We start from the raw sequence: 12,579 nt of genomic DNA, 5'->3' as shown, positions 1-12,579 counted from the left end.
TTTCATAGCAAATCTCACTTCTAGTCTTGATTTATACTATAAGAATAGGCCAAAACTGACTCAGATGCATAGGCATGTTCATTAATGATGTACTCGGTTTATTGGACGTTGAAATTGATCAGTGTGAATTTGATTGTGAAATGGTCAAAGGGCCACAGGTGATATGGGATATGCGTAAGATAAAAACCCGTCCCCGTGTCGCTTGGATTGTAAGCGCCCCATTAACAGAACTCCATGCTCAGGCAGACGAAAAACGTCAACTGTGGCAGCAAATATCCCAGTATTTAGATAAAACTCAACCATTGAGCAAAGGCGAGCCCAATGAACAACATTGATGCTGAGGTAATTGTGCCTCTTAGGGTTGAGCATGCTGTTGTAATGGCGAAGATTGAAAAGCTAGCGCATACACATCCTTGGTCTGAAATGAGCTTAAAAGAGTGTTTTGGGCCTTTATATCGAGTAGTGGGCATTAAGCGCCAAGATGATTTGTGTGGTTTTGCGATAGTACAGCAGATTATTGATGAGGCGACCTTACTTGATATTTGTGTGGCACCTGAAAAACAAGGTTCAGGTTTGGGGGCGGCATTAATGCAGCAGCTCATTGATGATGCAAAAAATGCCGGCGCCGTGGTGTTGATGTTGGAAGTACGCCAGTCAAATAAGGCAGCAAAATACTTATATGATAAAGTTGGTTTTATTGAGGCTGGACGGCGTAAAAATTATTACCCTACCCATGATGGCTATGAAGACGCAATTTTAATGGATTTATCATTGGATTGATTTTTGAGTAAAGCATCAGGCTTGTTTCGAACTCATTGAAAAAAAACAGCGCTAATTTAGCGCTGTTTTTTTATTCAAGGAAAAGGTTACTTCACTTCTTTACCCTGTGCTTGTAAATCAGCATGGTAGCTTGAACGAACCAATGGGCCGCAGGCTGCATGGGTAAAACCAAGCTCATCGGCTAGTATTTTCAATTGATCAAATTCCGCTGGTGGAACATAACGTTCAACGGGCAGGTGGAATTTAGACGGTTGTAAATATTGACCAAGGGTCAACATTTCAACGTTATGGGCACGTAAATCACGTAATACTTGGGCAATCTCTTCGTTTGTTTCGCCTAGACCCATCATTAAACCAGACTTTGTCGGAATAGTTGGATGACGTTCTTTAAAGCGCTTAAGCAGATCTAATGACCACTGATAGTTAGCGCCTGGACGCGCTTTACGATAATGCGCTGGAGCCGTTTCTAAATTGTGATTAAAGACATCAGGTGGCTCTGTCGCTAAAATATCTAAAGCAGCATCAATACGGCCTCGGAAATCAGGAACCAGAGTTTCAATCTTGATTTCAGGGTTTAACAAACGAATTTCGCGAATACAATCAGCGAAATGTTGCGCGCCACCATCACGTAAATCATCACGATCTACAGAGGTAATCACCACATATTTCAGCTTCATGTCTTGAATGGTTTGCGCTAGCTTTTTAGGCTCGTTAGCATCGGCTTTGAGCGGGCGACCATGGGCTACATCACAAAATGGGCAACGACGGGTACAAATCGCCCCTAAAATCATAAAGGTTGCCGTACCGTGGTTAAAGCATTCTGCTAAGTTAGGGCAAGAGGCTTCTTCACACACTGAGTGTAATCCATTTTTACGTAATGCCGCTTTTATGTCGAGAATGCGTTGATTTGATACGGGTAATTTGACTCTCAACCAATCTGGCTTACGCAGCATAGTTTCGCGCTCTGATGGCACTACTTTTACAGGAATTCGAGCGACTTTTTCGGCATCACGTAATTTGACACCTGGCTGTAATCTTTCAGGCCTATTCATTATTCTGCTAATCCTTGATGATGTAAAAGTTGTTGATAGCCCATAATTTGGCTAAAGGTTTGGATTAATTTATCGCCAGCTTCAAGCACGGTCTGTGGACCCCCCAATGCTTTACATTGCACCATTTCTAAACCGGCATATCCGCAAGGGTTGATGCGCTGGAACGGGGCTAAATCCATGTCGACATTTAATGCTAAGCCATGAAAAGAGCAACCTTTACGAATGCGTAATCCTAAAGAGGCCACTTTTCGTTCTGCTACATAAACACCCGGTGCGTCTGCTTTTGCGTACGCATTGATATCGTAATAAGTCAGCATATCCACAATACTTTGCTCTATATTGTTCACTAACTGACGAACGCCTATTTTATAACGTTTGATATCGATAAGTGGATAAACCACTAGTTGTCCAGGTCCGTGATAAGTGACTTGACCACCTCGGTCTACTTGAATAACCGGAATGTTACCAGGGTTGAGTATATGCTCGCTTTTACCTGCTTGACCCTGGGTAAATACTGGCTGGTGCTCAACAATCCAAAGTTCATCTTGGCTGTCGCTATCACGAGTGTCAGTATAGTCCTGCATGGCATGCCATGTTGATTCATAGTCTTGCATGCCAAGGTGGCGAATGTGCAGTGTTTGCAAGGGTAACATCTCCCCCAGATAAATTGGGTGTATCCATCGAATGAATGGATTAATTGTTGAGTATTATACTCAAGTATATAGGTAATGATGACTTTTTGGCGTTTACAATACTCTTTTTACGCCTTCAATTGCGGCAAGATCCATATACGCTTTTTCAATATGCGCTTTGCTGGTTACCGTAATCCGAATGGTCACTGAATAGTAACTGCCTTTGCTCGATGCTTTAACGCTTGGAACATAATCATCTGGCGCAAGTTGTTGCGCCACGGCAACAACACGATCGGCTAAGGTATCATCTGCTTCACCAATCACTTTGAAAGGGCACGAATTAGGAAATTCCATTACTTGGTCAAACGTTGTATTTAACATTAGCTTACTCGATTCTGTTTTGGTATTACTTATATGGTGATAATTATACCCGATTCAAGCCTGATAGATCTGAAATATTAAAGCCGCTGATCAGGCGGCTTTAATTAGTTGATTCACTAATAGATTCATTAATAAATAATCTACATCAATTTAATTACTCAAACAGACTGGCGAACATTTGCTTAAAGTAATCCATTAATTTGCTAAACCAGCCGCCTTCTTGGACTTCATTCAATGTCACTAGCGGAAACTGAGCAATGTCTTTTCCATCAAGCTGGAAAAACACACGCCCTACGGTTTCGCCTTTTGCCAGCGGGGCCGTTAATGGTTTGGTTAATTCAAAGTTAGCTTGTAGATCTTTTGCCTGACCACGGCTAATGGTAATCGGAGTATTGGTCATGACACCAAGATCAACCGTTTCTCTATCGCCATACCAAATCTTTTGAGTCACAAAGGTATCGCCAGCTTTGTAAGGTGTGATGGTTTCAAAGAAACGGAAACCATAGTTGAGTAGTTTTTTACTCTCAGCCTTACGTGCAGACTCACTCGCGGTACCCATCACGACTGTGATAAGACGCATGCCTTCGCTGGTGCCTGATGATACTAAGTTGTAGCCAGCACCTGATGTATGGCCCGTCTTAATACCATCTACGTTTAAGCTTTTATCCCATAATAAGCCATTACGGTTATATTGCTTAATTCCGTTATAGGTAAATGATTTTTCGGCATAAACACGATATTCATCAGGCACATCACGGATCAGCGCAGCGCCTAAAATAGCCATATCATAAGCTGTTGTTTTGTGATTTTCAGAATCTAAGCCATGAGAGTTTTCAAAGTAACTGTCTTTCATGCCCAATTGCTTGGACCATGAATTCATTAGATCAACGAATGCACCTTCTGTTCCGGCAATATGCTCTGCCATCGCAACACAGGCATCATTCCCCGATTGAATGATAATACCGCGATTCAAGTCGTGTACTTTGACGGTTTTACCCACTTCAATGAACATTTTTGATGAATCAGGGAAATTCTTTGCCCAAGCATTTTTGCTAATGGTGACATCATCATCTAATGAAATATTACCGACACGGATTTCATGACCAATCACATAACTGGTCATCATCTTGGTAAGGCTTGCTGGATTTAAACTTTCGTAGGCATTTTCTTCTGCAATGACTCTGCCAGAATTATAATCCATTAGCACATAAGCTTTGGCTGCAACACTGGGTGCATCAGGTGTCACCATAGGTACGCGATTAGGCGTTGGACGTGCATCTGGTTGTGGCGTTGCTGCGAGTGAAGAAAAACACACAACTGATGCAAAGAGCATAGTTGTTAATTGAGCAGTTTTGGAAGTTATCATGAAGTTAGCACGTCTCTAGTTAGTCGAAGAAAAGACAAAAATCAATTGGTATAATTTTATTGATTATACATTAGTAGGCCATCATTTCGCATTAAGGTTCATTCATCCGATATAAATGAACCTTAATGAGACTCTTATCGCCAGTATTATGGCTTACGGTACGATAAAGCTTTGCGGATAGCCATCAGCTTGCAAACGATCGAGCAACTTATTGGTGAGGTGAATTTGTCGGATCGGACCCAATTGTAATCTGTGAATACCCTTTGTGGAGGATACGCGTGAGGTAACCGCGTATTTGGTTTCTAATTGCTTTGCCAACATATTGATGCGTAATTTATCTTGGGAGGCCACAACTTGAATAAAGTGATTGTCGGCATCGTTTAAATCGCTAATGGCTCGCTCTTCTGGTGAGGGAATGTAAACGGTTTCCAGTGCTACTTTTGTCGTGCCTCTTGCCAGCATACCTAAGTGATAAGCCGCCGCATAAGAAAGATCAATGACTCGACCATGATGAAACGGTCCACGGTCATTTACACGGACGATGATTTGCTTATTGTTTTCTAAATTGGTCACTTTGACATAACTGGGTAAAGGCAAGTTTTTATGTGCTGCTGACATAGTATACATATCATAAGTTTCACCATTTGAGGTTAAATGACCATGAAACTTTGAGCCGTACCATGAGGCATGACCTTGTTCTTTGAATCCCTTTCCACTGTCGAGTACTTGGTAACTTTTGCCTAAAACCGTGTAATCACGATTGCCTTGCCTGCTATAAGGTTCGTATTTAGGCTGGGCATTTTTAACCAAGCTTACGTCTGGTGCGTCATCTGGATAACGGTCATTAGCCATTTGATAGCGGCTTTTTTGTTGTGGAGAGGATTTTTTACCCTCATTTGACGAACAACTTATGAGTAATAAACTGCTTAAAATGATCAATAGAATGAAACGGTAATTAATGGCCATTTTGATTTACCGATAAATAATGAGCGTTAAGTTGTTGGCTAAATTGATATACCGCCATTGCATATAATGGGCTTCTGTTATATCGAGTGATGACATAAAAGTTTTTCAGTCCTAACCAATACTCTACATTCTCTGCTTGGTCTAATTTGACTAATAAGGCTTTTTGAGAAGCATCCAAATCTTGGTTATTGGCTAAGCTCAGTGTTGGGCTAAGAATATCTGATACCTTGTAATGCAGTTTTTCTTTGGTCCATACTTTTGCTTTAGGGGCTGTGCTAGATGTGTGGTTTAACAATAATGCCACGGGTTGGCCTTGTTGCCATCCATGTTGATGAAAATAATTTGCGACACTGCCAATAGCATCGGCTTTACTGGTTAACAAATCACGTCGACCGTCGCCATCAAAGTCGACCGCGTAATGACGGTAGCTTGAAGGAATGAATTGTCCATAGCCCATCGCGCCAGCATATGAACCTTTTAAGGTGTCATTATCGAGTTTTTCTTCTTTAATCAACGACATTAAATTGGCATATTCACTGCGAAAGAACGTGGCGCGTGGTGGGTAATAAAAGCCCAAGGTGTACAACGCGTCTTGCACACGATAATTACCCATGTAGCCACCATAAAAGGTTTCAATACCAATTATGGCGACAACAATTTGGGGGTCGACGTTAAATTTTTCAGCAGCTTGGCTAATCACAGCATGGTTTTCTTGCCAAAAAGCTAAGCCTTTTTCTAGGCGTTTGTCGGTCAAGAAAATAGGATAATACTGGTGCCAAGGCTTGGCTTCCCATGGTTTAGTCATGGCATCAATGATGTTCTGGTCGAAGGTGGAAGTGGATAAAAATTGTTCCACCTCAGCCTTGCTAGCGCCTTTTTTTACCTGCTCTTTTACAAATGCATTTTGTAATGCTTGGGGATCATTTTCAGTTGCAGCATTGAGATTGAACATGACGCTGCTAAGTAATGCTAGGCTGGCGATTTGAACGGTTATTTTTGTCATAGTTGCGGTTAATCCTATCGGTCGACAAATCGTCTGTGGGTGTGAATGCTCATTAGAATACCAAAGCCTGTCATTAAGGTCAGCATCGAGGTTCCCCCATAGCTTATCAGTGGTAAAGGAACACCTACTACGGGTAAAATTCCTGATACCATGCCTATGTTGACAAAAACGTAGACGAAGAATGTTAGGGTGATACTGCCCGCCAATAAGCGGGCAAAGCTGGTCTGTGCTCGTGACGCGATAACAAGGCCCCTGGCAATCACAAATAAATACATTGCCAATAAGAGTAAACTGCCAATGAGTCCAAACTCTTCTCCTATTACCGCAAAGATAAAGTCAGTGTGGCGCTCTGGTAAAAACTCTAATTGTGATTGAGTCCCATCAAGCCAACCTTTACCCCACAATCCACCAGAACCAATGGCAATTTTGGATTGGATAATATGATAACCCGCGCCGAGAGGATCTTGTTCAGGGTTAAATAAGGTTAATACTCGAGTGCGCTGATAATCGTGCATCAAGAAAAACCACATGATAGGTAAAAAGATTAAAATGGCGGTAATAAATCCGCCAACAATCAACCAGCTCATACCGGATAAAAACAACACAAACACCCCAGAGGCCGCCACTAAAATAGACGTCCCTAAATCAGGTTGTTTAGCGATTAAGAGTGTTGGGATCAGCAAAATAATGACACCACCCGCCAGATAGCGCTTTTTCGGCGGTAGCGGAAACTTACTGATGTACCATGCCATGGTGATCGGGAAGGCCAGTTTTATCAGTTCCGATGGCTGAAACTCCATAAACCCAAGATTCAACCAACGTTGTGCGCCTTTATTAATGGTGCCAAACCAGTCGACGCCCAGTAACAACAGTATTCCAGCGATATAAATCGGCAATGCCCAACGTCTGAGTATTTCAGGGTTGATTTGTGCAAAACAAAACATGACCCCCAGTGACAATGTTATACGGACCAGCTGGCGTTCCATCATCGCAGGATCTTCACCGCTGGCTGAATAGATAATAAAGAGACCAACCCCCATTAGTATTAACAGGCCGGTGAGTAATGGCACATCTATGTGTATCTTCTGCCAAAATGATTTTTGATATGGATGATTATTCACGGTTTTGCCGCCCATTCGTCTCGTAAAATATACTCATCGAGCAGTGCTCTTGCGACCGGCCCAGCGTTAGACCCCCCCCAGCCAGCATGTTCAAGTACGACTGCCAAAACAATACGAGGATTTTCATAAGGTGCATAAGCAACAACCAATGCATTGTCGCGCAAGTGTTCGGCGATGGTGTCGGCATTATATTTTTCATCTTCGCCAACACTAAACACCTGTGCGGTACCGGTTTTCATTGCGGCGGTATAGCTCGCATCAGTAAAGCGAGATTTATCGGCAGTTTGGCGCATCGCCTCATTAATAATGTCCCAATTATGCGGATCTTTAAGCTCAATTGGCGGCTGTTCATCAATGGGCGAATCCATTTTAACGGTACTATTTTTAAATGACTTTAATAGATGAGGCGTAAATCGCTTGCCTTTATTTGCCATGATCGTGACGGCATTAGCAAGCTGTAATGGTGTTGTGGTCCAATATCCTTGGCCAATACCGACCGAAATAGTATCACCGTTATACCAAGGTTGATTGTAACGCATTCTTTTCCAGTCTCGAGAGGGCATAACGCCATTTGATTCTTCGAAAATATCAATACCAGTACTTCTGCCAAAGCCAAAACGGTCCATAAAGATAGCCATTCTATCAATGCCAACCTTATAGACGAGCTCATAAAAGAAAACATCACAGGAGTCGACAATGGCATGGTAGGTATCTACCCAGCCATGACCCCATTTTTTCCAATCCCCCCATTTGCGCTCCACACCTGGCATTTGCCAATAGCCAGGGTCCCAAATTCGAGTGCGTTCGTTAATGATTTTCTCTTCTAAACCGAGTAACGCCACATGCGGCTTGATGGTTGATGCTGGGGAATATTGTCCCTGAGTTGAACGATTAATTAATGGACGTGATTTATCATTTAATAGCCCATTATAATCTTTAGAGGTAATGCCATGTACAAATGGGTTAGGGTCATATGATGGACTTGAGAACATGGCTAAAATATCGCCATTCCTAGGGTCTATTGCAACAATGGACCCTTTACGACCGGCTAACAACTCCATGGCTTTTTGCTGTAGTTTGAGGTCTAGTGTGAGATAGATATCTTGCCCCGGTGTCGGGGGGGTGACGTTGAGCGTGCGGATCACCCTGCCACGATTATTAACCTCTTCTTCGAGGTGACCTGGCATGCCGTGAAGTAAACTTTCATAAAATTTTTCAATGCCGATCTTACCAATGTCTTTAGTTGCCGCATAGTTTTTCCATTGGTCGCTTTTTTCAAGCTGCGACTTATTTCGGCTATTAATTTTGCCGACATAACCCAACACATGAGTCATTAACTCATTATAGGGATAGTGACGTTTTAAGCCTGCTTCAACATAAATACCGGGGAATTTAAATTGATTAACACTAAATATGGCTACTTGTTCGTCAGTTAATTTGTTTTTGATGGTTAACGGCTTAAAACGACGATGAAACTTTAGGGTTTCAGTGATGTTTTCGCGCTCATCATCTGAGAGTCCAATCAGGCTATTAAGCTCATCTAAGGTTGCCGTGATATCACTGACTTTTTCGGGAATAAGCTCTAAAGAATAGTAAGGTTGATTTTCCGCTAATAGTACGCCATTACGGTCATAAATTAACCCTCGGCTAGGCGGGGTCGGAACCACACGGATACGGTTATCATTTGAACGAGTTTCATAGTCTTTGTAAGAGACAATTTGAAGCTGATAAAGGTTTGAAAATAGTATACAGAGTAGCAATAACACGCAAATGAAAGTAAATAATGCACGGCGTTTAAATAGCGCAGCCTCTGCGGCGTGATCATGCATGGTAATGCGCTTTTTTGGCGACACTTATGCTATCCCCGTCGTTACCAAATGAAAGAATGGATGATAAAAGATCACTGTATCAGCTGATGAATATGAAACAAAGAGTTGCATGATAATCATTATCGATAAGCTTAGTTATTCATGCGACTGAATTTATTCTCTGTGATAGGGATGATTGTTATTGATGCTCCAAGCTCGGTATAGGCTTTCTGCCACAATAACCCTAACCAAAGGATGAGGTAAGGTTAGGGCAGACAAACACCAGCTTTGGTGGGCCACCTCTTTGCAAGCAGGTGAAAGTCCTTCTGGACCACCAATAAGTAAGCTGACATCTCTACCATCTAATTGCCACTTTGTCATTTGCTCGGCAAGTTCTGGTGTTATCCAGTTTTTACCGGGTAAATCTAAGCTGACAATGTGGTTACCTTTGGCTACTGCCGCTAGCATTAATTCGCCTTCCTTATGTAAAATTCGGGCGATATCGGCATTTTTTCCGCGCTTCCCCGCAGGGATTTCGATGAGTTCCAAAGCCATATCTCTAGGGAAACGGCGTTGGTATTCTTCGAAGCCTCGGGTTACCCAATCGGGCATTTTGTTACCAACGGCAATAAGCTGTAACTTCATTAGGCGCTGTGTTCAGACCAAAGTTTTTCAAGCTCGTAATAATCACGAGTTTGTTCCTGCATCACGTGCAGAATAACTGAGCCCAAATCAACTAATACCCATTCACTGCTGTCACGTCCTTCAACCCCAAGAGGTTGCACGCCAGCGTCTTTGGCTGACACGATAACGTGCTCACCAATAGATCGAACGTGTGTTTTTGACGTACCAGTACAGATAATCATGGTGTCGGTGATGGTTGACCGTTTAGATACATCTAAAACAGTAATATTTTTTGCTTTTAAATCATCGATTTTGTCGATAACGAAATCTTTTAGTTCGGTGCCTTGCACTCGAAGTACCTCATAAGTAAAAATTAACGGAGTATTATACTCAAATTCACTGTTGATGCGCAATTAAGCGCAGCGAAACAAAGATAGAATTAATTTTGTGCTAGCGGATGAGTTAACCGACAGTGGCAGCAGTTGAATCAATAATAGTGCTTATCGTAGTGTTAACGATAGAGTTTATGTTGACGAATATAATCGGTCGTTGTTTGCAGTAATACCGCGCTGATGTCAATATTTTCAGCTAGCCGCTGGCGTATTTCTGTCGAGGAAATATCGACTAACTGGCTGTTGATGCAAAATATTTTTCCATGTGTAGCATGGGAAGGTGAGTCGAGGTAGCTGGCAGCTGCCTGCCTTAATAATAATTGTTTGGTCATTTCGCTCTGAGTGTCCATTGCCCAACCCGGGCGTTGACACAGCGCAATATGGCACAGGGTAAACAATGATTGCCATTGATACCACAGTGGCAATTGAATGAATGAATCCATTCCCATAATGAAAAAGAATTCATCTTTGGGGTGCTGTTGCCTGAGTAATGAGAGCGTTGTGGCACTATAAGACGGTGTATTGCGATTGATTTCGATATCGCATAGTTCAAATTCAGGGTACTGCTGGCAAATTAACTTCACCATTTCAAGCCGATGATGACTACTCACCACGGTGGTATTTTTGAGGGGTGAAATATGATTGGGCATTAACCAAATCTGGTCTAAATTAAGTTGCTGTTTAACATCTAGTGCAGGATTGATATGTCCTAAATGGATGGGGTCGAACGTGCCGCCCAAAATACCGATACGCATTCGCTGTCCTTACCTTTTATCTCAGTCCGTTAATTTAATATGGGCTAAACGATTATGTGCTCGTGGATCGAATAAAATGCATAAATGGCTAAGACCAATCCAATCTTCAAGCCCTTTTTGTTTAAGATTTAATTCTATTGTAGAGGCAAAAGCGAGCATATGTTCGATATGGTCTAAATCCAATCGCGTTATTGCAGCCTGATAGAGCGGTTTTCGCTTATCCCAAATTCGGTGTTGTCCCCACAGTTTACTGAGTTGTTCGCCATTCTGAACCGCCAGTTTTAAGGTGAGCAGTAGGTTAATTTCTTTGAATAAAGCCCACATTAAAATGGGCATAGCGGTGCCTTCAGCCTTCAATTGAGCCAACATGTGTTGGGCATTTTTTTGATGATTACCTAAAATGGCATCACAGAGTTGAAACACACTAAAACGAGATTGGTCTTCGAAATATTCACTCAATTGTTCTGGGGTAATATTTTGCTTAGGGCTGAGCAGTTGCAACAATTGCATCGCTTGCTCGGCTGCCAGTAAATTACCTTCAAATAAGCTAAACAACATGGCTTTTGCATCATGATGAACCGTGAGAGCATAATGAGTAATACGGCTGTCTAACCAGCGTTCAAACTGCTTACCTTCAGGTGTGGTGCAGGGTAAGTATATACCTTTGGCATCGAGTGATTTAAACCATTTGCTGTTGGTTTGTTCTGCACTGGCTTTAGGTCCTTGTACAATCAACAACATATCTGGGTTAGAATGTTGTAAAAGCGTTTTAAATGCCGCTGCGCCTTCGATGCCTGGCTTACCTTGTGGCAGGGTTAACTCAATAATCCGTCGGCTAGCAAATAAACTCATTGCTTGCCATTCTTGGATCAAATCGCCCCAATTAAAGCCGGTTTCTTGGCTTAATTGCACCCGTTCTTCAAAACCTTGTTTTTTAGCGGCGTTAAGAATAAGTTGTTTACTGTTTTCGATTAGCCATGGGTCATCACCAAACAGTAAAAAACACTGGGGTAGCTGTTTGAGATGTTGCTTGAGTTGATCAGGATAAACCCGCATTACTCTGCCCCGATTAACGCCAGAGTTTGGATAATATAATCGGCTGCTTGTACGCGCATCTCTTTAACTAACAACTCCATTTCGCGGCTTTTTGCCAATGCGGTTCGAGGATCGTCTTGATAGTCGCGGCGGATTTCTGTATCAAATTCTTGTGGTTCTTGTTCAGGTAAGGTGACAGAGTAATGCACTAAGTAGATGAGTTCATATTCTGCGACATTCCCGGTGGGATAAAGTGACAATGTGGCGCGTTCGAGTGAGTCATTGATAAGTCGCAACGTAGGCGTTTTTTCTGCTGCATCAACAAGGCTAATACGGTTGATCCGTAATCTGTCACGAACTAAGCGAGTTAACTCACTGTATTCATCGCTGCTGCTTAAATGCAATTCGGCTAATTCTGCAGGTATAGAATAACTGCGTTGGAGTGTAAAGCCGCAACCTGCACTGGTGAGTATTACCAATGTCATTATTGCCAAGCAAATCTTTTTGGCTAGCATAGTGAGGGTAGGCATCCTTGTTTATTGGTATCGGTTACATAAATAACTTACCGCGGTGTCACCCGCGGTAAGTTATGACACTGACAATACTAGGCGTTATGACTTAGCCCTATAGGAGGTTTCTGTCGCCTCATATCAGGGCTGATATT

15 protein-coding genes are annotated in these 12,579 nt (G+C 42.3%); 2 read left to right on the top strand and 13 right to left on the bottom strand.

Annotated elements, in window-relative coordinates; translation table 11 throughout:
• Window positions 1-74: 74 nt before the first annotated feature.
• Complete coding sequence (locus AAEY93_RS10870) at window positions 75-335, top strand: DNA polymerase III subunit psi (RefSeq protein WP_351076820.1); 261 nt, start codon at window positions 75-77, stop codon at window positions 333-335.
• Window positions 322-780, top strand: a complete 459-nt coding sequence (gene rimI, locus AAEY93_RS10865; protein WP_124012375.1) for a ribosomal protein S18-alanine N-acetyltransferase — start codon at window positions 322-324, stop codon at window positions 778-780. The genes AAEY93_RS10870 and rimI overlap by 14 nt, the downstream gene beginning before the upstream one ends.
• A gap of 86 nt (window positions 781-866) precedes the next feature.
• Here the strand turns inward: rimI and lipA are convergent, their stop codons facing one another.
• The 13 genes from lipA to AAEY93_RS10800 form a co-directional block, all read right to left on the bottom strand.
• Entirely contained in the window at window positions 867-1,832 is a 966-nt protein-coding gene (gene lipA, locus AAEY93_RS10860; RefSeq protein ID WP_124012374.1) for a lipoyl synthase, read from the bottom strand.
• Window positions 1,832-2,485 (bottom strand): lipoyl(octanoyl) transferase LipB, encoded by a 654-nt coding sequence (lipB, locus tag AAEY93_RS10855; protein ID WP_124012373.1) that lies wholly within the window; start codon window positions 2,483-2,485, stop codon window positions 1,832-1,834. Before lipB ends, lipA begins: the two co-directional genes overlap by 1 nt.
• 93 nt (window positions 2,486-2,578) lie before the next feature.
• Complete coding sequence (gene ybeD / locus AAEY93_RS10850; RefSeq protein WP_101034339.1) at window positions 2,579-2,845, bottom strand: DUF493 family protein YbeD; 267 nt, start codon at window positions 2,843-2,845, stop codon at window positions 2,579-2,581.
• Window positions 2,846-2,999: 154 nt separating this feature from the next.
• Window positions 3,000-4,211 carry a serine hydrolase gene (locus AAEY93_RS10845; protein WP_101034340.1) on the bottom strand — a complete coding sequence of 404 codons (1,212 nt, stop codon included), beginning with the start codon at window positions 4,209-4,211 and terminating at the stop codon, window positions 3,000-3,002.
• 153 nt (window positions 4,212-4,364) lie between these two features.
• The gene (locus AAEY93_RS10840; protein WP_124012372.1) at window positions 4,365-5,177 is read right to left on the bottom strand and encodes a septal ring lytic transglycosylase RlpA family protein; all 813 of its coding nucleotides are present in this window, start codon (window positions 5,175-5,177) and stop codon (window positions 4,365-4,367) included.
• A complete protein-coding gene (gene mltB / locus AAEY93_RS10835; RefSeq protein ID WP_351076830.1) occupies window positions 5,167-6,129 on the bottom strand; it encodes a lytic murein transglycosylase B in 963 nt (320 codons plus the stop codon). The genes AAEY93_RS10840 and mltB overlap by 11 nt, the downstream gene beginning before the upstream one ends.
• A gap of 65 nt (window positions 6,130-6,194) precedes the next feature.
• Window positions 6,195-7,316, bottom strand: coding sequence for a rod shape-determining protein RodA (gene rodA, locus AAEY93_RS10830; RefSeq protein ID WP_283107445.1), 1,122 nt, complete (start codon window positions 7,314-7,316; stop codon window positions 6,195-6,197).
• Window positions 7,298-9,154 carry a penicillin-binding protein 2 gene (gene mrdA / locus AAEY93_RS10825; RefSeq protein WP_124012370.1) on the bottom strand — a complete coding sequence of 619 codons (1,857 nt, stop codon included), beginning with the start codon at window positions 9,152-9,154 and terminating at the stop codon, window positions 7,298-7,300. The genes rodA and mrdA overlap by 19 nt, the downstream gene beginning before the upstream one ends.
• Before the next feature lie 129 nt (window positions 9,155-9,283).
• Window positions 9,284-9,754: a 23S rRNA (pseudouridine(1915)-N(3))-methyltransferase RlmH gene (gene rlmH / locus AAEY93_RS10820; protein ID WP_124012369.1), complete on the bottom strand. Its 471-nt coding sequence runs from the start codon at window positions 9,752-9,754 to the stop codon at window positions 9,284-9,286.
• The gene (rsfS, locus tag AAEY93_RS10815; RefSeq protein ID WP_101034345.1) at window positions 9,754-10,083 is read right to left on the bottom strand and encodes a ribosome silencing factor; all 330 of its coding nucleotides are present in this window, start codon (window positions 10,081-10,083) and stop codon (window positions 9,754-9,756) included. Before rsfS ends, rlmH begins: the two co-directional genes overlap by 1 nt.
• A 161-nt stretch (window positions 10,084-10,244) precedes the next feature.
• Entirely contained in the window at window positions 10,245-10,880 is a 636-nt protein-coding gene (gene nadD, locus AAEY93_RS10810; protein ID WP_124012368.1) for a nicotinate-nucleotide adenylyltransferase, read from the bottom strand.
• A 21-nt stretch (window positions 10,881-10,901) separates the two neighbouring features.
• Window positions 10,902-11,936: a DNA polymerase III subunit delta gene (holA, locus tag AAEY93_RS10805; RefSeq protein ID WP_124012367.1), complete on the bottom strand. Its 1,035-nt coding sequence runs from the start codon at window positions 11,934-11,936 to the stop codon at window positions 10,902-10,904.
• Window positions 11,936-12,430 (bottom strand): LPS-assembly lipoprotein LptE, encoded by a 495-nt coding sequence (locus AAEY93_RS10800; protein ID WP_101034348.1) that lies wholly within the window; start codon window positions 12,428-12,430, stop codon window positions 11,936-11,938. Before AAEY93_RS10800 ends, holA begins: the two co-directional genes overlap by 1 nt.
• Between the last annotated feature and the right edge of the window lie 149 nt (window positions 12,431-12,579).

Source organism: Shewanella sp. CAL98-MNA-CIBAN-0140 (assembly GCF_040309905.1).
GTDB lineage: Bacteria > Pseudomonadota > Gammaproteobacteria > Enterobacterales > Shewanellaceae > Shewanella > Shewanella psychromarinicola.
Note: the sequence above shows the minus strand (reverse complement) of the source record. Positions and strands in the feature narration are given on the sequence as shown.

What these genes read in the sequence shown, in the direction of transcription:
- ybeD (WP_101034339.1), bottom strand. Translation starts at nt 2,845, where the DNA reads ATGTTAAATACAACGTTTGACCAAGTAATGGAATTTCCTAATTCGTGC.
- mltB (WP_351076830.1), bottom strand. Translation starts at nt 6,129, where the DNA reads ATGTTCAATCTCAATGCTGCAACTGAAAATGATCCCCAAGCATTACAA.
- AAEY93_RS10800 (WP_101034348.1), bottom strand. Translation starts at nt 12,430, where the DNA reads ATGCTAGCCAAAAAGATTTGCTTGGCAATAATGACATTGGTAATACTC.
- rlmH (WP_124012369.1), bottom strand. Translation starts at nt 9,754, where the DNA reads ATGAAGTTACAGCTTATTGCCGTTGGTAACAAAATGCCCGATTGGGTA.
- rimI (WP_124012375.1), top strand. Translation starts at nt 322, where the DNA reads ATGAACAACATTGATGCTGAGGTAATTGTGCCTCTTAGGGTTGAGCAT.
- lipB (WP_124012373.1), bottom strand. Translation starts at nt 2,485, where the DNA reads ATGTTACCCTTGCAAACACTGCACATTCGCCACCTTGGCATGCAAGAC.
- AAEY93_RS10840 (WP_124012372.1), bottom strand. Translation starts at nt 5,177, where the DNA reads ATGGCCATTAATTACCGTTTCATTCTATTGATCATTTTAAGCAGTTTA.
- lipA (WP_124012374.1), bottom strand. Translation starts at nt 1,832, where the DNA reads ATGAATAGGCCTGAAAGATTACAGCCAGGTGTCAAATTACGTGATGCC.
- rodA (WP_283107445.1), bottom strand. Translation starts at nt 7,316, where the DNA reads ATGGGCGGCAAAACCGTGAATAATCATCCATATCAAAAATCATTTTGG.
- AAEY93_RS10845 (WP_101034340.1), bottom strand. Translation starts at nt 4,211, where the DNA reads ATGATAACTTCCAAAACTGCTCAATTAACAACTATGCTCTTTGCATCA.
- nadD (WP_124012368.1), bottom strand. Translation starts at nt 10,880, where the DNA reads ATGCGTATCGGTATTTTGGGCGGCACGTTCGACCCCATCCATTTAGGA.
- holA (WP_124012367.1), bottom strand. Translation starts at nt 11,936, where the DNA reads ATGCGGGTTTATCCTGATCAACTCAAGCAACATCTCAAACAGCTACCC.
- AAEY93_RS10870 (WP_351076820.1), top strand. Translation starts at nt 75, where the DNA reads ATGTTCATTAATGATGTACTCGGTTTATTGGACGTTGAAATTGATCAG.